The following is a 19,089-nucleotide window of genomic DNA, read 5'->3' as shown; positions in this document are numbered from 1 at the left end:
AATATGAGAGCACAGTGGATCAGCATTCCCGTCGATGATCAGGCTCGCGCTCTGAAGTTCTACACAGACCGGCTCGGATTCATCCCGAAGGTCGACGTTCCCGTCGGGGACGACGCCCGGTGGCTGACGGTGGTCTCGCCGGAGGACCCCGATGGTGTCGAGGTGGTGCTCGAGCCGAAGGGACACCCTGCCGCAGATGACTTCACTGCCGCGCTGAAGTCCGATGGTGTGCCGCTCAACCAGTTCGCCGTCGATGACGTCCAGGCCGAATTCGAGCGGCTGACCGCCCTGGGAGTGGCCTTCACTCAGGAGCCGAAGACGATGGGTCCGGTCACCACGGCCATCCTCGACGACACCGTCGGCAACCTCATCCAGCTCATCCACGTCGACGAGGCCACTGCCCAGCCGCCCGAGGCCTGAGTCAGCGCCGGTTCCGGGTTCTCCCGACCCACAGCACTCCTCACCCGGGCAGCGGCACTGCTGCGCCGTTCCTCACCCGGGCAGCAGCACGATGACGGTGTGGATCGCGAGTCCGACCAGAGCTCCGATGACGGTTCCGTTGATGCGGATGTACTGGAGGTCGCGGCCGACATAGAGTTCGATGCGCTCGGCGGCCTCTTTGGCGTCCCAGCGTTCGATCGTATCTGAGATGACGCTGGCGATCTCGGGGCCGAAGCTCTCGGCCAGATCACCTGCTGTGGTGGCGATACGGTCGTCGATGCGGCGGGAGAAGTCCGAGTCGGTCTGCAGGCGTTCGGCGAATTCGCCGATGAGCTGCCAGATGCGGGCGCGCACCTCGCCGTCGGTGTCGATGATGGCCTCGCGCAGCAGCTGCTTGAGCGAGGTCCAGATCTCGAGCACCGAATCGACGACTCCCTCCTGGCTGAGCAGGTCGTTGATGATGGTCTCGGCTCGGGCGGACAGCGATGAGTCGGACTCGAGGTCGTCGGAGAGGTCGACGAGCCAGGCGTCGAGGGCCTGACGCGCCTTGTGGTATTCGTTGTCGCGGACATCGGCGACCCATCCGAGCACCTCGCGCTGCAGCCTGTTCGCCAACTGTTCGTTGACGAAGTCGGGCACCCAGGACGGCGCCCGGTTGTGGACGATCTCATCGATGACCTGCGGGTTGTCGTGCAGCCAGGTGTGGGCCTCGGAAATGACGAGATCGACGAGTCTGTGATGGGCCCCGTCGAGCACGATCTGACGCAGCAGCTGTGCCAGAACCGGGGTCTTCCGCGTGGCCACGAGCCGTGGCACGATCACGTTCCTGGTCAGCGCCTTGATGGAATCGTCATCGATGCGGGCGAGCACATACTCCAAGCCGCCGGCAGCCCGTTCGACCACGATGTCCCTGTTGCCGGGTTTGGCCAGCCACTCTCCCGCGCGATGAGAGACTTCGACGGATCGGATCTTCGTCGACACCGCCTCGGCGTGGAGGAAGTTCGCGGCCACGAAGGCCGAGAGGCTCGCGCCGAGCGTGTCCTTCTTGCGCGGAATGATCGCGGTGTGCGGGATCGGCAGCCCCAGAGGATGGCGGAAGAGCGCGGTGACGGCGAACCAGTCGGCGATCGCGCCGATCATGGCCGCCTCGGAGGCCCGGGAGACGAAGCCCCAGACACCGGTGTTGTCGGTGAAGATGTGGGTGGACAGGAAGATGAGCGTGGCGAGGATGAGCAGGGACAGCGCAAGCGTGCGCATCTTCTTCAGTCCGCGAGCGCGCTTCTGATCCTCCGGCCCGAGTTCGCCGGGCCCTCCGGTGCCGCCTCCGCCGAAGTGCGGCACGGATGCTGCTTTGTCGATCGACATCGTTACCCCCTGGTCACCGACTCTAGCGAAATCCGGGCGTTCGACCTGCATTCGCGGCCCGGGTCACAGCTGAGATTTCAGCAGGGCCCGGGCGAGACCCCGCGGTGATCTCCCATGCCACAGCTGACCGGGAGTGGGCGACGGCTCCATTGGGCAGGCCGGAGTCCCGCTCGAGCGGTCGCTGACAATGACCGCAGACGCCGGTCGCGGACGATACGCTCGGTCCATGGAGTACTTCGACGATCGGCGGCGGGCGGAATCCTTCGGCGAGGTCGCCTCCGACTACGACGCCTATCGACCGCGGTATCCTGCCGCGCTGATCGCTGCGATCATGCAGGCCGCCGAGGCGGCTGCCGAAACTCGGACGCAGACCTCCTCGAATGCCGCGACGGACTCCGGGACGGGCACCGATGCCGACCCCGGCACCGTTACTGGCACCGACCCCGACGCCAGAGTCCCGCGCATCCTCGACGTCGGTTCGGGCACCGGTATTCTCGCCTCGCAGCTCAGGGAGGCGGGTGCGAAGATCCTCGCGGTCGAACCAGATGCCGAGATGGCGGCCGTGGCTCGAGCGAAAGGACTCGAGGTCGAGGTCTCGTCCTTCGAGAACTGGGACCGGCGCGGCCGCACATTCGATCTCGTCAGCTTCGGCCAGTCCTTCCACTGGGTCGATCCGATGATCGCCCTGCCGCGCATCCACACCCTGCTCGAACCCGGCGGAAGTCTGGCCCTGGCCTGGAACGACATCGAGGCCCAGGGTGAACTGCAGACTCGGCTCGCGGCGGTCGCCGCCAGATACCACGCCGAGGGGACGACCGCGAGTCTGGGCACGGCGGCCGAGGACAGGTTCGCATCCGTCGAGCATCCGGCTCTCACTCAGCTGCGCGCCACCGGCTTCACCGCACACGAATCCACTTTCGTCGAAGAGCTCCGTTACTCGAGGGACGACTGGCTGTCGATGGTCTTCACCTATTCGGCTCAGCTGACGATGGATCCGGTCAAACGCGCGATCATGCGGGAGGACATGTCTTCCGAGATCCCTGCCGCTGGCCTCGACGCCGCCAATTCAGCCCTGCTCATCCTCGCCGAGCGCTGAGCATCCCCCACCGTTGGTCTCATACGGCTGATCCGACTCGTCGCCCGTGTTCGCAGCGTCCCATACTGTCCGCCAATGCTCAGCCAGGCTGTCAACCGTCTCGTGGGCATCGCTGGGACGGGGCAGAGCCCACAGTGCTGTGCCATCCGGCCGCCCGTCGTCACCACCGCTGCAGTCTCGCACAGCGGGCCGGTGCACATGCGCCCGGAACCCGGACAGTAGAGTGAAGTCGTCTGATCGCCGCCGTCGTCCACCGGGCCGTCCACGGCACTGCCCGCAGACCACGCGACCGGACCGTCTCCACAGAAAGCCGACCAACAGGAGCAGTCGTGTCAGCTCAGCCCGCAGAGGCCACCCTCGCCGAGGTCACCGACCTCATCACCTTCGACACCACGAGCCGGGATTCGAACCTCCCGCTCATCGACCATGTCGAATCCCGCCTCCAGGCGGCGGGCATCACCTCTCAGCGGATCCCGAACCTCGAGGGCACCAAAGCGAATCTGCTCGCCACCATCCCGGCCGCCGACGGCACCACCACCGGCGGAATCGTGCTGTCCGGTCACACCGATGTTGTCCCCGTCGACGGCCAGGACTGGTCCTCGGATCCGTTCATCCCCGAGATCCGCGACGGCAGGTACTACGCCCGCGGCAGCGCGGACATGAAGTCCTTCGTCGGCGTCATCCTCTCCCGCCTCGAACAGCTGACCGCCGCGAAGCTGCGCGAACCCGTCCACCTCGCCTTCTCCTATGACGAGGAGGTCGGGTGCGTGGGCGCGATCGACCTCGTCAAGGCGATCACCGCCGCCGAGCTCGCACCCCGCGGCTGCATCGTCGGCGAGCCTTCGAGCATGCGCGTCATCCGCGGGCACAAGTCGATGAACGTCTTCCGCGTCGACTTCCACGGCGTCGCCGCCCACTCCTCACTGACCCCCGAGGGCGTCAACGCCATCGCCTATGCCTCCGAGTTCGTCGCCTTCGTCCACGCGGTCGCCGCCGAGTTCCGGACCGAAGGGCCCTTCGACGAGGCCTATGTCGTGCCCTACACCACGGTCACGGCGAACACGTTCACCGGCGGCATCGCCGTCAACACGATCCCCGCCGAGGCGAGCGTCCAGTTCGAGTTCCGCTCGCTTGGCTCGGTCGACCGTCAGTCCCTCATCGCCCGTTTCCGCGCCGAGGCCGAAAGGCTGGGCCGGGCCATGGCCGCGGAGAACGCCGATGCCAGAGTCGATTTCGCCATCGAGGCCGAAGCCCCCGGCTGCGAGACCCCGCACGACGCCGCGATCGTGTCCCTGGCTGCGAATTGGGGCGGCATCGCCACCGATGACAAGGTCACCTACGGCACCGAGGCGGGTCTGTTCTCCGAGGCAGGCATCCCGACCGTCGTCTGCGGGCCCGGGGACATCGCCCAGGCCCACGCACCCGACGAGTTCATCGAACTCGAGCAGATCGCCGCCTGCGAATCCTTCATCGACGCCCTCATCGTCGACCTGTCCGCTGACTGATCCGCACAGCCCGGCCGCACCGAGGCGGGAGCCGACCGGTTTCGCTCCTGGTCCCTTCGTGCTTGGATGGAAGCAGAGCATCCGTGACGACGAGGAGGAATCATGGCGAGCGAATTCTCGGTCGGTGACCATGTGGGATGGAACTCCGAGGCCGGGCAGGTCTCGGGGACCATCACGAAGGTCCACACCTCCGACTTCGACTACAAGGGCCACCGTCGCCGTGCTTCGGCGCAGGAACCGCAGTACGAGATCAAGAGCGACAAGACCGATCACATCGCCGCCCACAAGGGCAGCGCCCTGCATCTGATCGACGAAGGATGACGGACAGCTCTCCGGCATCGACGTCGTCAGCAGGCAGCTGCCCGGACGCCGACGAACTGCCGCGGCTGCTGACGATCGGGCATTCGAACCGATCACTGAACGAGTTCACCGAACTGCTGACGGACACCGGCACCGAGGTGGTCGTCGATGTCCGCAGACTGCCCGGTTCGAATCGGTATCCGCAGTTCAACGCCGACGCGCTCGAAGCCGATCTCGACGAAATCGGCATCGAGCTGCGTCGCCTCGGCGGACTGACCGGTCGTCGGCCGGTGAGCCGCACAGTTCCCTTCGACACCAACGCCTGGTGGCAGAACCGCAGCTTCCACAACTATGCCGACCACTGCCTGTCCGAGGAGTTCCGGACCGACCTCGCCACCGTCATCGACTGGAGCCGAACCGCCCGCTGTGCGCTCATGTGCTCCGAAGCCGTGTGGTGGCGCTGCCATCGTCGGCTCATCGCCGACCATCTGCTGGCCCAGCAGCTGCCGGTGTCCCATGTGCTCGGTCCCGGTCATATCGATGCGGCGAAGCTGAGCGAAGGCGCCGCGGTCGACTCCGACGGCATGCTCACCTACCCGGCGAACTGAACCGGGTGTCGCCGGCGCCCGGAGCAGAAGCGCCGAGGCGGCACCCGAACTCGGGTGCCGCCTCGGCGATGGTGAGGTGATCGGGGCCGGATCAGGCCTTGCCGATGACCTCGAACTTGATCTTCGCGGTGATCTCGTCGCTGACGCGCACGACAGCACTGTAGCTGCCGGGGGTCTTGACGTGACCGGTCAGAGCGATCTGACGGCGATCGAAATCGCGCCCGGTGACCTCGTGCAGCGCCTCGGCCACGAGAGCCGGGGTGACGGCGCCGAAGAGGCGACCGTTCTTGCCGGCCTTCATGTCGATGCGAGCCGTGGTCGACTCGAGTTCGCTCTTGGCCTTCACAGCCTCGTCGTGGTCGGCGATCTGCTTGGCCCGGCGGGTCTTGCGGAGAGCCTCGATGTGCTTCTCCGCGCCTGCGGACCATGCGGATGCCCAGCCACGGGGCAGCAGCAGGTTGCGTGCGTATCCGGCACGAACCTCGACGACATCGCCGGCGGCACCGAGGCCGTCGACTTCCTGGTTGAGAATCACTTTGCGGTTAGGCATGTTTCTTTCCCTCCGATCAGCGAGCTGAGCTCGAGTAGGGCAGAAGTGCCATCTCGCGGGCGTTCTTGACAGCCTTTGCGATGACGCGCTGTTCCTGCACGGTCACACCGGTGACACGACGTGCACGAATCTTGCCGCGGTCGGAAATGAACTTGCGGAGCGTAGCGGTGTCCTTGTAGTGGATGGTCGCCGCTTCGCCCTTCTTGAGCGGATTAGCCTTCTTCTTGATAGGCTTCCGGATCTCTGGCTTTGCCATGAGTATCTCCTGTTAACGAAATGTCTTGAGACGTGGATCAGAACGGGGGTTCATCGGCGCCCGGGCTGCCCCAGCCGCCGCCTCCGCTCTGCGGATTCGATGATGCCCACGGGTCGTTGGCAGGTGCGCCGCCTCCCTGACCGTAACCACCCTGACGCTGGCCGCCCTGGGGGCCGCCCTGCTGGGGGTTGTTGCCCCACCCGGAGGACTGCTGGTTGCCGAAGCCGCCCTGCTGGCCGCCCTGGCCTCCGCCGAAGTTGCCTCCGCCGGAGAATCCTCCACCGCTGGGGGTGTTCTTCGTCACCTGGGCGGTGGCGCGTCGCAGGCTGGGGCCGACTTCGTCGACGTCCAGTTCCATGACGGTGCGCTTCTCGCCTTCCTTGGTTTCGAAGGTCCGGGACTTCAGTCGCCCTTGAACGACGACCCGAGTACCACGCTGCAGGGATTCGGCGACGTTCTCTCCCATTTCACGCCACACCGAGCAGCGCAGGAACAGGGTCTCCCCGTCCTTGAACTCGCCGGCCTGGCGGTCGAAGATACGCGGCGTCGAGGCCACGGTGAAGTTTGCGACTGCCGCACCGTTGGGTGTGAAGCGCAGTTCGGGATCGCTGGTCAGGTTCCCGACGACCGTGATGACTGTTTCGCCTGCCATTGAATGCTCCTTGAAGCGAGGTAGCTGAAGCGCCTTACTTGGCGTTCGGGCGGAGGATCTTCGTGCGCAGAACGGACTCGTTGAGTCCGAGCTGACGATCGAGTTCCTTGGTCGTTGCAGGCTCGGCGTGGAAATCGACCACGACGTAGTAGCCCTCGGTCTTCTTCTGGATCTCGTACGCGAAGCGACGACGTCCCCAGATATCCACGTTGTCGACGGTGCCGTTCTCAGCCGGGACAACCTTGATCAGGTTGTTCACGGTGTCAGCCAGCGTCCGTTCTTCGAGGTCGTTATCAAGAATGAGCATGAGCTCGTATTGACGCATATGTCACCCACCTCCTCTGGTCTCTGCGGCCATGGTCGGTCCATGGCAGGAGGGAATATGCATGCCCGTTCCGACTCCGTGCCGGTCACGAATTGGAAACAGACCTCCCTAGTCTAATCCAGCGGTGCGTGCGCTGTCATGTTCGATCCCGTGGCCCTGCCCTTGCCGAGGCGGGTCCGCCGACGCCGGCACACCGCGGATCCGTCGCCGGTAGAGGTTCTCACCGGCCATGATCACGACGAGGACGAGGGCGAGCAGTCGCAGCAGGGCGAAGAGGGCGACGAATGAGGGGTCGAGCCCCTTCGACGGTTCGAAGCCGGAGACGTCTCCGAGTTGGATGCCGATGGCGAAGACCGCCTCGGCGACGGTCCAGACGATGAGCACCCACCAGCGGCGGATGGCCAGGGCGGCGAAGGGCAGCAGCCACAGGCTGTCCCAGGGCATGAGGCCGGGAGCCAGCAGCAGGCAGCCGCCGATGAGCAGACAGGCGGACACGGCCGGATCGAGTCCGGAAGCTCGGACCATGTACAGACTGACCGCAACGGCCAGGGTCACCCCGCCGCTGGCGATGATCCACAGCGGCGCCCAGAGGGCTACGTCTCCGAGCTCGGCCATGACCAGGATCGAGGCGAAGGATCCGCCGTCGACGGCATCGGAGTACCAATGGATGATCCGGTCGATCGCGGTCAGGTCGACAACGAGCAGCAGCGCCGAGGTGATCGTGGCCGCGGCGAGCATCATCCGCGGATTGCGGGATTTGAGTCCCCGGGCCGGATTCGGTCCGGCCAGGGTCAGCGCCACGAGGACGAGGAGGGCGAGCGGATTGATGAACGTCGCGATGCCCAGCAGCACACCGGCCAACCACCCTCGCGGGCGCAGCGGAGGCGTTCCGACGAAGAGGACCACAGCCCACACCGCCAGGGCCAGGGCGAGCGGGTCGAGAGTCGAGCCGAGCGTGAAGAGGATGAGCGGGGAGGCGAACAGCGCGACCAGCCACCCGCGGAAGCGGGCGAGGACGAGGAGTCCGGCGCCGAGTGCCGCGATGCCTGCGGTGTTGAGCAGGAGCACGCCGACCATGAACAGGGAGACGTCGTCGGTGAAGAGGTGGAACAGGTCGACCAGGCGGGCTTCCAGTGGGGCCAGGGCCGCCGCCCCGCCGTGTGACCGGCCGAGCACCTCGGGGTTGGTGTCACCGAGGAACGCCGTGGACAGGGGTCCTGCGCACATCCTCGCCGAGGCGGACGGCTGTTCGTATCCCGAGCTCAGGCACGGACCCTGCAGAGCCAGGGCGAGGAAGGTGGTGACACCGAGGACCGCAGCCAGCACAGAGGCTTGGGCGCTGCGGAACCGGCGGCCGGCGGCACCAAGGTGAATGCCGACCGGACCGCCGAGCAGTGGCTCGGCGATCCGGGTGCTGGACTTCGAGGGCATGACTCGAGGTTACTAGCCGTTGTCACCAGGCGACTTCGGTGGCTTGATGGGGTGGCCCCCTTCCGCCCCATCATCCTCAGGGGGATCATCCTTAGGGGGATCATCCTTCGGCGGATCGTCCTTCGGCGGATCGTCGTTCGATCCGTCCGCCGAACCTTCGGAGTCCTTCGAATCGTCCGATCCGTCCTTCGAGCCTTCTTCCTTGCCCTTCTCGTCTCCGTCGGAATCCTTGTCCTTGTCCTCGTCGTCCTTCGGAGTTTCGATCGGAGCCTCGGTCTCCTTGCCCTCGTCGCCGTCGCTGTTATCGGCGGGAGCCTCGGGCTCAGGTTCTTCCTTGGGTTCGGGCTTAGGAGCCGGAGCCGGGTTCGAGTTCTTCGGCTTGGGCTTGTCGGGCAGTTCGCCGCGTGCCGGGAACTGTTCGACTTTCTCTCCCTCGAGCGCCGTCTGCATGTAGTCCGTCCAGACCTGGACCGGGAACGAACCACCGGTGACTTCGCCGCGACCGCCATACGCGCCGATCGACGTCTGCTTGCCGTCGACCTCGCGGTACAGCACGACAGATGTCGCGAGGTTCGGAGTGTAACCGGAGAACCAAGCCGCTGTATTACCCGTCGTAGTACCGGTCTTACCGGCCGCGGGGCGTCCGAGGTTCTGGGCGTAGCTGCCCGAACCGCCCTGAACGACCTGGCTCAGGGCGTACGAGGTCTCAGCACCAACGGCCTTGTCGAAGACGCGCTTGCCCTTGGTCTCGGCCTTGTAGACTTCCTCGTCCTCGGCACCCTTTGTGACCTTCTTGATCGAGTGGGTCTCGTGGTGGACGCCGTTCGCGGCGAATGTCGCGTACGCCGACGCCATGTCGATGGGTTTCACGCTGGGGGTACCGAGCACGTTCGAGGGGTTCTTGGTCAGATCGATCGAGCAGCCGCCGGTATCACCGGACGCTTTCTCCTTGTCGGTGCAGTTCGGACTCAGGCCCGCACGTTCTGCGACGTCGACGGTCTTCTCCGGCCCGACCTGCACATTGAGTGCAGCGTAAGCGGTGTTGATCGAGGACTGCGTCGCCTTGAGCAGGCTGACGGGGCCGTAGCTCGTACCGGCGAAGTTGTTGACCTCCCACGGAGTGCCGTCGTTGTTCAGCGTCGTCGGGCTGGCACCCGGGTACGAATCGGTCAGCCGCACACCGTTCTCCAGACCGGCGACGAGCGCGAAGGGCTTGAACGTCGAACCGGCCTGCACATGGCTCTGCGTCGAGGCGTTGAACGCCTGATCGAGGTAGTTCTTGCCACCGTAGAAGGCTTCGATTCCGCCGTCATCCGGGTCGATGGAGACGAGTCCGGCCTGCATGCCTTCCGGCTGATCCTGCGGGAGCGTCTCGATCGCCTTTTCCGCAGCCTTCATCCGATCCTTGTCGAATGTGGTGACGATGTTGTAGCCTCCGCGGTCGAGCTGAGCTTCGTCGATATCAAGCTTGCGCAGAGCTTCACGGCGGACGAAGTCCCACATGTAGCCCTTCTGACCCGACAGGGAGGACTCCTTGTTCTGCTTCCGCACCTCGGGCATCTCGACCTTCGCGGCCTGCTCCTCGGTGATGAAACCTTCGTCGACCATGTTCTTGACCACGTAGTTGAAGCGGTCTTCGTACATCTCCGGGTTGTCCGAGGGGTCGGCGGCACCTGGGCGCTGGATCATCGCGGCCAGCAGAGCGGACTCGCTGACGTCGAGTTCCGAGGCCGGCTTGTCGAAGTAGTTCTGCGCTGCCACTTCGACACCGTAGGAACGACGGCCGAGGTAGATCGTGTTGAGGTAGTTCGCGAGGATCTCGTCCTTCGACTGCTGCTGGTCGATCTTGAGCGAGATGAACATCTCCTTGATCTTGCGATCAAGCGAGTGCTCGTTCGTGAGATAGAAGTTCTTCACGTACTGCTGGGTGATCGTCGAACCGCCACCCGCGTACTGGTTCGTGACCACACCGACGACGGCGCGGGAGAGACCCTTGATCGAGATGCCGCGGTTCTCGTAGAACGAGGTGTCCTCGGCGGCGATCGCGGCCTTCTGCATCGGTTTGGAGATCTCTTCGATGTCCACCGACTTGCGGTCCTCGACCTTGTACTGACCGATCGGCGTCTTGCCGTCGTTGTAGTAGATCGTCGAGGTCTGACCGGTGGCCTCGAGGTTGGGCTCGGGGATGTCCGTTGCGGCATACCCGACGGCGAATGCCACGCACAGGGCGATGACGAGGCTGAGCCCGCCGACGACGAGTATGCGAATGCTCGGCAGGAAGCGAGTCCATCCACTCACACCCGCTCTGGGGTAGTTGAGCAGATTCTTCGTATTCCTGCCGATGTTCTTGGCTGTGTGTTGTCCCTTAGCCACCCAAGGTCCTCCAGGTCAGTCAGCCTGCCGCAATGCGTGGCGACGAGGTCCGAAAAAGGTCAAAGACGCCAATCAGTTTCGCACGCATTCATTAGTAGAGGATGAAAAAGTGCTGAGCCTGAGGCCCTGCAGACTTGCCGGGTTACCGAATAGTTCTCCGACTAACCCTGCATTCGGCATCTCACCAGGAATTTTAATTCACGACATGAGAATCAACTATGACGGGTGCGTGTTTGCTCACATTCAACAGTCCACCGGCTTGAACGAGCGTAGCCTCGCCCTCAGCCCTTGAGGTCGAAGTCCGTGTCCGCGTACTCGTTGCCCTCGACGACCGGTTCGCCGGAGAAGGGATGCAGCTGGTCCTCGCGCGCCCGCAGCTCGACCCGACGGATCTTGCCCGAGATCGTCTTCGGCAGCTCGGCGAACTCGAGGCGGCGGATGCGCTTGTACGGTGCGAGGTTCTCCCGGCAGTAGGCGAGGATCGACCGTGCCGTCTCGGCATCGGCGGCGAACTTCTCGGACACGACGACATAGGCCTTCGGCACCGCCAGACGCAGGGGGTCCGGGGAGGGGACCACGGCGGCCTCGGCGACGGCTTCGTGCTCGATGAGCACGCTCTCGAGTTCGAACGGGGACAGACGGTAGTCACTGGCCTTGAACACATCATCGGCGCGACCGACATAGGTGATGAACCCGTTCTCATCGCGTTCGGCGACATCACCGGTGTGGTAGACGCCGTCGGCGAAGGCCTCGGCCGTCTTCTCCTCATTCGACCAGTACCCGCTGGTCAGACCGATGGGACGGGGATCGAGTCGGAGGCAGATCTCACCCTCATCGCCCTCCTCACCGGTGGCCGGATCGATGAGGACGACGTCGAAGCCGGGCAGCGCCTTGCCCATCGACCCGTATTTGAGCTCCTGGTCCGGCGGATTGCCGATCTGCAGAGTCGACTCGGTCTGACCGAAGCCGTCGCGGATGAGCACGCCCCAGTCGCTCTTGACACGGTCGATGACCTCGGGATTGAGCGGCTCTCCCGCGCCCAGGGCCTTCGTCGGCGGGGTCTTGAGGTGACCGAGATCGGCCTGGATGAGCATGCGCCACACCGTCGGCGGGGCGCAGAAGCTCGTCACTCCGACCCGGTCCATGGTCTCCATCAGAGCGTTCGCATCGAAGCGCGAGTAGTTGTAGAGGAAGACGCAGGCCTCGGCGATCCACGGGGTGAAGATGTTCGACCAGGCGTGCTTGGCCCAGCCGGGAGAGGCGACGTTGAGGTGGATGTCGCCGGGCGTCAGTCCCATCCAGTACATCGTCGACAGATGGCCGACGGGGTAGGACACGTGCGAGTGGGCGACCATCTTCGCCTTCGAGGTCGTGCCCGAAGTGAAGTAGAGCAGCAGCAGGTCATCGGCCCGCGACTTGCCCTGCGGGTCGAACTCGGTGGACTCCTCGGCGGACTCCGAGTACGTGTAGTCCTGCTGGCGGGTGGCCTGACCGCCGACGACGATGCGCACGACCTCGGACTCGACCTCGTCGAACTTCGCGGCATCGTCGGGACCGGCGACGACGAATTCGGCCCGACCGCGCTCGACTCGGTCGCTGAGGTCGATCGGACCCAGCTGTGTGGTCGCAGGCATGAGCACGGCCCCGAGCTTGATGCCGGCGAGCATCGTCTCCCACAGCTCGACCTGGTTGTTCAGCATGACCATGACGTGATCGCCGCGCTTGACCCCGGCCCGGCGGAAGTAGTTCGCGACCTGGTTCGACCGGGCCGAGAGCTCGGCGAAGGACCACTTTCCCTCGGAACCGTCCTGTTCGACGATCCACAGGGCGGGACTGTCATTGTTCTCCGCGACCTTGTCGAACCAGTCGAGGGCGAAGTTGAAGTGGGTGAAGCGCGGCCATTCGAACTGTTCGCGGGCGGCATCGTAGTCGCTGCGGAGCTCGATCAGCTGATCTCGGGCTGCCCTGAACTCGTCGGTCACTGTCATTGTGATCTCCTCACGTCATCGGCCACGCCACCGACTGTGTCGTCATGTGATGTCTGGCACATTCGTCTGTGGTATCGAATCTACCAGTCGGTCTGATCCGACTTCCGCCGGGGTGGGATTTCTTCGGCCGCACACAGATGACAAGGGCATCGGCTCCCGGATTCGTCCGGGGCCGATGCCCTTGTCAGTGACCGTAATGGAGGTCGCTCAGTTCGCTGCCGAGGTCACTCGGTCAGCTCCGACGGTTCCTGCGGGTGAGGAACACTGCAGCACCGCCGAGGAGCAGCAGCAGGCCGGCCGCTCCCATCGTCACCGCGGCGTCCACACCGGTGCGCGGGAGCTCACCGCCGGGAGTCGGTTCGTCCGTGGGCTCATCGCTGGGCTCGTCACCCGGGGTCTCGGTCGGTTCATCGCTGGGTTCATCGCTCGGAGCTTCGGTGGGCTCGTCAGTGGGCTCGTCAGTGGGTTCGTCCGTCGGAGCCTCGGTGGGCTCCTCGGCGACCGTGACCGTGACCGTGGCCAGGTTCGAATCGGCGGCTCCATCATTGGCCCGGAAGGTGAAACTCGTCTCGCCGAGGAAGCCCGAGTCGGGGGTGAAGGTGAGATCGGCCCCGGTGCCGGTGAGCGTGCCGTTCGCAGGTTCATCGACGACGGTGTAGCTCAGGGCGTCGCCGTCGACGTCACTGGCATCCAGCGGCGTTTCCACGGGAGTGTCGAGCGTCGTCGTGAAGTCGCTGTCCTCGGCCACCGGAGCAGTGTTCGCCTTGAACGTGCCCTGTTCGATCACGACAGCGGAGTCAAGGATCTCGTCGGAGGTATCGGCGATGGCGAGCTTGATGTGGTTGGCTTCACCGGCCGTGACCGCAGCTGCGCAGACGAGCGGATCGGTGAATCCGTCGAGCTCGGTGTCGAACGGGGTGTCGGCCTCCTGGGAATTGTCATTGTAGAGGCCGGCGTTGGATTCGTTGTTGATGGTGTTGACCGTGACCGGGTCACCTGAATCGGTCACGGCGCAGTTCTCACCGTTGACGAAGAAGCCGAAGACATCGTTGAACGAGCTGTCGACGTATTCGTTGTACTCCTCGGAGCCGAACACATAGGTGAAGGCGATCTGATCGGTCTCGGGCACGAAGTCGAATTCGAGCACCGCCGCGTCGTTCGTCGAATTGGGTGAGACGATCGCATCGAGATCGGCATCTCCGGCGGTGCCTGAGATGGTCGACATCGAATCATCGGAATTCGGGCCGAGCAGTGAGGAGTACTCCCCGCTCACGGCTCCCGACGACAGCGCCACACCCGATTCGATGCCGAGGTCGGTGACACCTGAGACCGTGCCGGCAGCAGTATCGGCACCGGTGTAGGTCACGTTCGAAACGTCGACTCCGGAGCCGACGATCTGTTCGACGAGCCCTTCAGCGGTGAGGCCGCCTGTGAGATCGGCGGCGCTCTGGCCCGGGGAGGCCTGGCTGCCGACCTGCTGCTGAGCCGACTGTTCGCGCAGGTCGGCAGGAGCGGCCTGGGCGAAAGAGGCACTCATACCGACGAGAGCCAGAGCGGCTGCCCCCGCGGTGATGGCGACGCGTCCGCGTCTGAATGGTACGTCCATGTACTCTCTCCAAAACGATCAGCGGGGAGACAGAGGTCTCCCCAGTCAACTGGTCATTGCAAAAGTGAAGATTTCAATTACTACAGCGACAATGCTCATTGTCATCGGCAGATTACCGCCGAATACAGATTACTACGGAAATACTTTCACTAACAATTCAGGAACGGCTCTCCACCCCGGTTGACCCTCATCTGAGGCCCACGGCCCAGCGAGGGCCCATCACTGTCCGTGGGCTTCCCACCATTCCCGCAGTTCCGCCTCAGCGCGTTCGGGACCGAGCGGTCCGTGCTCCATCCGCAGCTCGAGCAGGTGTTTGTACGCCTTGCCCACCAGGGGTGATGGTTCGATGTCGAGGATCGCCATGATCTGTCGGCCGTCGAGATCCGGGCGGATCGAATCGAGCTCCTCCTGCTTGGCCAGGGCCTCGATGCGCTCTTCGAGATCGTCGTAGGCGAAGGCCAGGCGGTCGGCCTTCTTCTTGTTCCGCGTGGTCACATCGGCGCGGGTGAGGATGTGCAGCCGGGTCAGCAGGGAACCGGCATCGGTGACGTAACGGCGCACCGCCGAGTCCGTCCATCCCGCGTCGCCGTAGCCGTAGAAGCGCAGGTGGAGCTCGACGAGGCGGCCAACTGCCCTCGTCGTGTCCTTGTCGAAGCGCAGCGCCTTCATCCGCTTCGCCGTGAGCTTCGCGCCCACGGCGTCGTGATGGTAGAACGTCACCGCCCCACCGGGCTGGAAGCGACGGGTCGCGGGTTTGCCAACATCGTGCATGAGCGCGGCGAAGCGGACGATGAAGTCCGGGACGATCAGACGCTGCGGATCGTCATCGTCCATGCCGGCCTCGCGCTGCGCGGCGGCGTAGCGGTCTTCGAGGTCGATGGCCTGGCGCAGCACGGTCAGCGAATGCTGGTAGACGTCCTTGTGGCGGTGGTGCTCGTCGGTCTCGAGGCGCAGTCCGGACACCTCTGGCAGGACATGGTCGGCGATGCCCGTGCGCACGATCAGGTCGATGCCGGCCGCCGGGTCGATGCCGGTCATGAGCTTGACGAGTTCGACCTGGACGCGTTCGGCGGAGATGATCTCGATCCTCTCGGCCATCGCGCTCATCGCCTCCTCGACCTCGGCGACGGGGTCGAGTCCGAGCTGAGAGGTGAAGCGGGCCGCCCGCATCATCCGCAGCGGATCGTCGGAGAACGAATCCGATGCCGCGCCGGGGGTGCGGATGCGACCGGCGATGAGGTCCTCGAAACCGCCGTACGGGTCGACGAAGGTCTTGCCCGGCAGACGGATCGCCATCGCCCCGATGGTGAAGTCGCGACGGACGAGGTCGGCGTCGAGGTCCGTGCCGAAGCGCACGACCGGTTTGCGCGAATCCGCCTCATAGGCCTCGGCCCGATAGGTCGTGATCTCGATCTGCACACCGGATTTCACGGCCCCGATGGTCCCGAACTCGCGCCCGATGTCCCAGTGCGTGTCGACCCAGTCCGAGATCAGATCGAGGATGTCATCGGGCCGGGCATCCGTTGTGAAGTCGAGATCGGGCATGGGCCGGCCGAGCAGCGCGTCACGGACGGAACCGCCGACGAGGGCGAGCTCGAAGCCTGCGTCCGAGAACCTCTGACCCAGGGGGCCGAGAATGTGCTCGAGCTCATCGAGCTTGTCGTGCAGTCGGGTGTGCGCGATCTGCGGATCCACCGAGCTCCTTCTTCCAGATTTCTGCTCTTGACGCTCCGCCCGGGTGCAGGCGGAAGTTCTGGCCTCCATAAGCCTACCGGGAGCCGATGACACGGAACTTCCAAGCTTCGCCTACTAAGGTGGGAGAATGACCACACCGATGCCCAAGCCGGGACCCCGCACGTCCCGCCGAACCACGGTGGAGGAGATCTCCGCCGGTGGCATCGTCGTCGATTTTTCGGATCCTGGTCTGACCGTGGCGGTCATCGCCCGCATCAATCGGGCCGGCCGGATCGAATGGTGCCTGCCCAAAGGCCACCTCGAGGGCACGGAGACCCCCGCCGAGGCGGCTCGCCGTGAGATCGAGGAGGAGACCGGCATCCGCGGTCACATCATCTGCCCGCTCGGCACCGTCGACTACTGGTTCACGGTGGCCGGGATCCGGATCCACAAACTCGTCCACCATTTCCTCCTGCGTGCACAGTCGGGGGCCCTGACGGTGGATAATGATCCTGACCAAGAAGCGATCGATGCGGCGTGGGTGCCCTTTTCCGACCTGCGTTCGCGACTGTCGTTCGCCAATGAACGTCGCATCGTCGCCGCCGCATCTCCGATGGTGTCCCGACTGGAGCCGTGAAAGCCATTCCCATCCGCCGCCTGCGATTGATCACCGCCCTGCTGAGCACACTCCTCCTGCTGGCAGGGCCGGTTTTCGCACTCTCGGCCGCCCCGGCAGCCGCGGCCACGACGGACTCGGCCTCCGCCGACGACGGGCAGGACGACGTGTCGATCACCCTCGACGAGGTGACTCCGTGGATCGATGAGAAGGGGACGCTGACGGTCCGCGGGCTGATCTCGAACCCGACCGAGAAGCCGATCGAGAAACCGAGTCTGGATCTGGAGCTGTCGACGCGCACACTCGACTCGGGCTCCCGCCTGAGCTCCTGGAAGAAGGGACAGGCACAGCACCGGACGATCGCCGACCTCGACGACCACGGTCCTGAGGCGCGCAAGAAGGCGAAGGAGGACGGCGACGACGAGGAGTCGACCGGCACCGCCGTGGACGCGACCTTCGACGACAGGATCGACGCCGGCTCCTCCTATGAGTTCACCTTCACCGTTCCGGCCGACGACCTCGGTCTGAGCAAGTCCTCACCCGTGGACTCCTGGGGTCCGCGGGGCCTCGCGGTCCAACTCGGCGACGAGTCCGGTCTGCGCGCCTCCGAGATCGGCTTCACGACCTGGTATCCGGACCCGGAATTCGACCAGACGAAGATCAGCATGCTCGCACCCGTCACCCTGCCCGGCCACTCCACCGGCGGGATCATCGACCCCGATCGGCTCGACGAGGCCATCGGCGAAGGCGGTGAGCTGTCGCGGATCCGCAAGCTGCTCGAGAACAAGGAACTCGGACTGGCCGTCGACCCCCGAGTCATCGCCTCCTTCGAAGCCGCGGTCGCCGAACCGCCCGCCGATGGCCAGGAACCCGAGGACACCGAGGGACCCGGCGATGAGGGGACCGAGACGCCGCAGGCGGCGGTCGCAGACAGCGACGACGATGCCAGCGCAGCCGAGATCGAAGCCGAAGAGGACCAGCGCAAACGCCTGAATTCCTGGTACGAGGACTTCGTCTCCGCGGCCCAGAAGCACACGATCATCGCTCTGCCCTTCGGGGATCCGGACCTCAGCGCCCTGCGCGGGACCGAGATCGACCGGCTGGCCGAATTCGCACAGAAGCAGCGCGGAATCGTCAAGGACGTGTTCCCCGAGGCACGCACCGACATCGCCTGGCCCGTGGCCGGCAGTGCCACGAAGAGCGGGCTGCGGGCGCTGACGAAGACCGGCAACACCACCGCGATCATCAGCGATGAGCAGCAGCCGTCGACGAGCGGCATCCACGATGACGCGCACTCGAATACGACGACGACCGATGACGGTCAGTCGACGATCGACACCCTCGTCAGCGATACCACTCTGACGGACCTGAGCGCCGAGGCGATCGCCTCGGATCACCCCGCCTCGGTGCTGTCCGAGCTCGTCGCCGAATCGGCCGCGATCCAATCCGAAGCTCCCTACCGCTCGCGCCACCTGTTCGTCCCTCTGCCGCGCGCGGCCGCCTCGGAGGGGTGGGAGCAGACGGTCGAAGCGCTCAACTCCGCACCCTGGATCGACCCGACCGGGGTCGATGAGCTCCTCGACTCGTCCGTCGAATCCCGCGGACTGCTGCACACGCCCTCCGATGCGCCGCACATCCGGACGAAGGCGGTGAAGTCCCTGGCCGAGACCCGTGCCGACCAGGAGGACTTCAACAGCGTCTTCACCGATCAGGAAGCCGCCGACATCCGCCTGGATCGGGAGCTGCTCAGCTGCACTTCGGCGGCGTGGACCCTGGGCAGGAACGCGAACATCTGCGCGGACGCCGCACGCGAGCAGAGTCGGGATCTCATGGACAGCCTGCACCTGCGCAAGGGGTCATCGATCCTCCTCGTCACTGGGGAGGAGACGACGATCCCGGTCACGATCGTCAATGATTCCCCCGCCGAGGCGACCCTGCACATCCGGATGAAACCGGCCACTCCGCAGCTGCGAGCGCACACCACGGAGACCGTGCAGGTGCCGGCCGAGGAGACGACGCGCGTCGACGTTCCCGTCGAGGGCCTGGCCAATGCCGATGTGCCGACCACGATCGAAATGGTCACTGCCGACGATGTCGTCCTGCCCAAGCAGGAGTCGCTCATGGTCAGGGTCCGCGCCGATTGGGAGAACATCGGCACCGCCGTGATCGGATTGGCTCTGGCCGCCGTGTTCGTGATCGGGTTGGTCAAAACCATCTCGCGCGGACGACCGAAGATCCCCGAACAGCAGTTGGCCGACGCCATGGCTCGTGCCCAGACAGACGACCCCGAAAAGAGGTAGCGC

The 19,089-nt window shown here is 65.0% G+C and carries 17 protein-coding genes; 7 read left to right on the top strand and 10 right to left on the bottom strand.

Annotated features, from left to right (window positions below):
- Window positions 1-3 precede the first annotated feature (3 nt).
- Window positions 4-420, top strand: coding sequence for a VOC family protein (locus IG171_RS16695; RefSeq protein ID WP_212128461.1), 417 nt, complete (start codon window positions 4-6; stop codon window positions 418-420).
- 72 nt (window positions 421-492) lie between these two features.
- Here IG171_RS16695 and IG171_RS16690 read toward each other — a convergent pair whose 3' ends face one another.
- The gene (locus IG171_RS16690) at window positions 493-1,806 is read right to left on the bottom strand and encodes a DUF445 domain-containing protein (RefSeq protein WP_212128460.1); all 1,314 of its coding nucleotides are present in this window, start codon (window positions 1,804-1,806) and stop codon (window positions 493-495) included.
- Between the two features lie 226 nt (window positions 1,807-2,032).
- Between IG171_RS16690 and IG171_RS16685 the strand changes: the two genes are divergently transcribed.
- From IG171_RS16685 to IG171_RS16670, 4 genes are all read left to right on the top strand, one after another.
- Window positions 2,033-2,902 carry a class I SAM-dependent methyltransferase gene (locus tag IG171_RS16685; RefSeq protein WP_212128459.1) on the top strand — a complete coding sequence of 290 codons (870 nt, stop codon included), beginning with the start codon at window positions 2,033-2,035 and terminating at the stop codon, window positions 2,900-2,902.
- A 329-nt stretch (window positions 2,903-3,231) separates the two neighbouring features.
- Window positions 3,232-4,407 carry an acetylornithine deacetylase gene (argE, locus tag IG171_RS16680; protein ID WP_212128458.1) on the top strand — a complete coding sequence of 392 codons (1,176 nt, stop codon included), beginning with the start codon at window positions 3,232-3,234 and terminating at the stop codon, window positions 4,405-4,407.
- Between the two features lie 102 nt (window positions 4,408-4,509).
- Entirely contained in the window at window positions 4,510-4,728 is a 219-nt protein-coding gene (locus IG171_RS16675) for a DUF2945 domain-containing protein (RefSeq protein WP_212128457.1), read from the top strand.
- Window positions 4,725-5,315 (top strand): DUF488 domain-containing protein, encoded by a 591-nt coding sequence (locus IG171_RS16670; protein WP_212128456.1) that lies wholly within the window; start codon window positions 4,725-4,727, stop codon window positions 5,313-5,315. The genes IG171_RS16675 and IG171_RS16670 overlap by 4 nt, the downstream gene beginning before the upstream one ends.
- A gap of 91 nt (window positions 5,316-5,406) precedes the next feature.
- On the opposite strand, the gene rplI is transcribed toward IG171_RS16670, so the two are convergent.
- The 9 genes from rplI to IG171_RS16625 form a co-directional block, all read right to left on the bottom strand.
- Complete coding sequence (rplI, locus tag IG171_RS16665; protein ID WP_212128455.1) at window positions 5,407-5,865, bottom strand: 50S ribosomal protein L9; 459 nt, start codon at window positions 5,863-5,865, stop codon at window positions 5,407-5,409.
- A 16-nt stretch (window positions 5,866-5,881) separates the two neighbouring features.
- Complete coding sequence (rpsR, locus tag IG171_RS16660; RefSeq protein ID WP_135537718.1) at window positions 5,882-6,121, bottom strand: 30S ribosomal protein S18; 240 nt, start codon at window positions 6,119-6,121, stop codon at window positions 5,882-5,884.
- A 37-nt stretch (window positions 6,122-6,158) separates the two neighbouring features.
- Window positions 6,159-6,773 carry a single-stranded DNA-binding protein gene (locus IG171_RS16655; protein ID WP_212128454.1) on the bottom strand — a complete coding sequence of 205 codons (615 nt, stop codon included), beginning with the start codon at window positions 6,771-6,773 and terminating at the stop codon, window positions 6,159-6,161.
- Between the two features lie 34 nt (window positions 6,774-6,807).
- Entirely contained in the window at window positions 6,808-7,098 is a 291-nt protein-coding gene (rpsF, locus tag IG171_RS16650) for a 30S ribosomal protein S6 (RefSeq protein ID WP_212128453.1), read from the bottom strand.
- A 108-nt stretch (window positions 7,099-7,206) separates the two neighbouring features.
- Window positions 7,207-8,529: a hypothetical protein gene (locus tag IG171_RS16645; protein WP_212128452.1), complete on the bottom strand. Its 1,323-nt coding sequence runs from the start codon at window positions 8,527-8,529 to the stop codon at window positions 7,207-7,209.
- 12 nt (window positions 8,530-8,541) lie between these two features.
- A complete protein-coding gene (locus IG171_RS16640; protein WP_249203768.1) occupies window positions 8,542-10,902 on the bottom strand; it encodes a transglycosylase domain-containing protein in 2,361 nt (786 codons plus the stop codon).
- Window positions 10,903-11,183: 281 nt separating this feature from the next.
- A complete protein-coding gene (locus IG171_RS16635; protein WP_212128451.1) occupies window positions 11,184-12,890 on the bottom strand; it encodes an AMP-binding protein in 1,707 nt (568 codons plus the stop codon).
- A 232-nt stretch (window positions 12,891-13,122) separates the two neighbouring features.
- A complete protein-coding gene (locus IG171_RS19195) occupies window positions 13,123-14,496 on the bottom strand; it encodes a choice-of-anchor L domain-containing protein (protein WP_249203767.1) in 1,374 nt (457 codons plus the stop codon).
- Between the two features lie 219 nt (window positions 14,497-14,715).
- Window positions 14,716-16,191 carry a CCA tRNA nucleotidyltransferase gene (locus IG171_RS16625; protein WP_249203766.1) on the bottom strand — a complete coding sequence of 492 codons (1,476 nt, stop codon included), beginning with the start codon at window positions 16,189-16,191 and terminating at the stop codon, window positions 14,716-14,718.
- A 127-nt stretch (window positions 16,192-16,318) separates the two neighbouring features.
- On the opposite strand from IG171_RS16625, the gene IG171_RS16620 reads away from it, so the two are divergent.
- Both IG171_RS16620 and IG171_RS16615 read left to right on the top strand, forming a co-directional pair.
- Entirely contained in the window at window positions 16,319-16,807 is a 489-nt protein-coding gene (locus tag IG171_RS16620; protein WP_212128449.1) for an NUDIX hydrolase, read from the top strand.
- Window positions 16,804-19,086 carry a DUF6049 family protein gene (locus IG171_RS16615; RefSeq protein WP_249203765.1) on the top strand — a complete coding sequence of 761 codons (2,283 nt, stop codon included), beginning with the start codon at window positions 16,804-16,806 and terminating at the stop codon, window positions 19,084-19,086. Before IG171_RS16620 ends, IG171_RS16615 begins: the two co-directional genes overlap by 4 nt.
- Window positions 19,087-19,089: the final 3 nt, after the last annotated feature.

This window comes from Brevibacterium sp. SMBL_HHYL_HB1, assembly GCF_018208375.1.
GTDB classification, from domain to species: domain Bacteria; phylum Actinomycetota; class Actinomycetes; order Actinomycetales; family Brevibacteriaceae; genus Brevibacterium; species Brevibacterium intestinavium.
Note: the sequence above shows the minus strand (reverse complement) of the source record. Positions and strands in the feature narration are given on the sequence as shown.

Coding starts and splice junctions, on each gene's coding strand:
- IG171_RS16675 (WP_212128457.1), top strand. CDS start 4,510: ATGGCGAGCGAATTCTCGGTCGGTGACCATGTGGGATGGAACTCCGAG.
- IG171_RS16620 (WP_212128449.1), top strand. CDS start 16,319: ATGACCACACCGATGCCCAAGCCGGGACCCCGCACGTCCCGCCGAACC.
- rpsF (WP_212128453.1), bottom strand. CDS start 7,098: ATGCGTCAATACGAGCTCATGCTCATTCTTGATAACGACCTCGAAGAA.
- rpsR (WP_135537718.1), bottom strand. CDS start 6,121: ATGGCAAAGCCAGAGATCCGGAAGCCTATCAAGAAGAAGGCTAATCCG.
- rplI (WP_212128455.1), bottom strand. CDS start 5,865: ATGCCTAACCGCAAAGTGATTCTCAACCAGGAAGTCGACGGCCTCGGT.
- IG171_RS16685 (WP_212128459.1), top strand. CDS start 2,033: ATGGAGTACTTCGACGATCGGCGGCGGGCGGAATCCTTCGGCGAGGTC.
- IG171_RS16690 (WP_212128460.1), bottom strand. CDS start 1,806: ATGTCGATCGACAAAGCAGCATCCGTGCCGCACTTCGGCGGAGGCGGC.
- IG171_RS16635 (WP_212128451.1), bottom strand. CDS start 12,890: ATGACAGTGACCGACGAGTTCAGGGCAGCCCGAGATCAGCTGATCGAG.
- IG171_RS16695 (WP_212128461.1), top strand. CDS start 4: ATGAGAGCACAGTGGATCAGCATTCCCGTCGATGATCAGGCTCGCGCT.
- IG171_RS16655 (WP_212128454.1), bottom strand. CDS start 6,773: ATGGCAGGCGAAACAGTCATCACGGTCGTCGGGAACCTGACCAGCGAT.
- IG171_RS16670 (WP_212128456.1), top strand. CDS start 4,725: ATGACGGACAGCTCTCCGGCATCGACGTCGTCAGCAGGCAGCTGCCCG.
- IG171_RS16645 (WP_212128452.1), bottom strand. CDS start 8,529: ATGCCCTCGAAGTCCAGCACCCGGATCGCCGAGCCACTGCTCGGCGGT.
- IG171_RS19195 (WP_249203767.1), bottom strand. CDS start 14,496: ATGGACGTACCATTCAGACGCGGACGCGTCGCCATCACCGCGGGGGCA.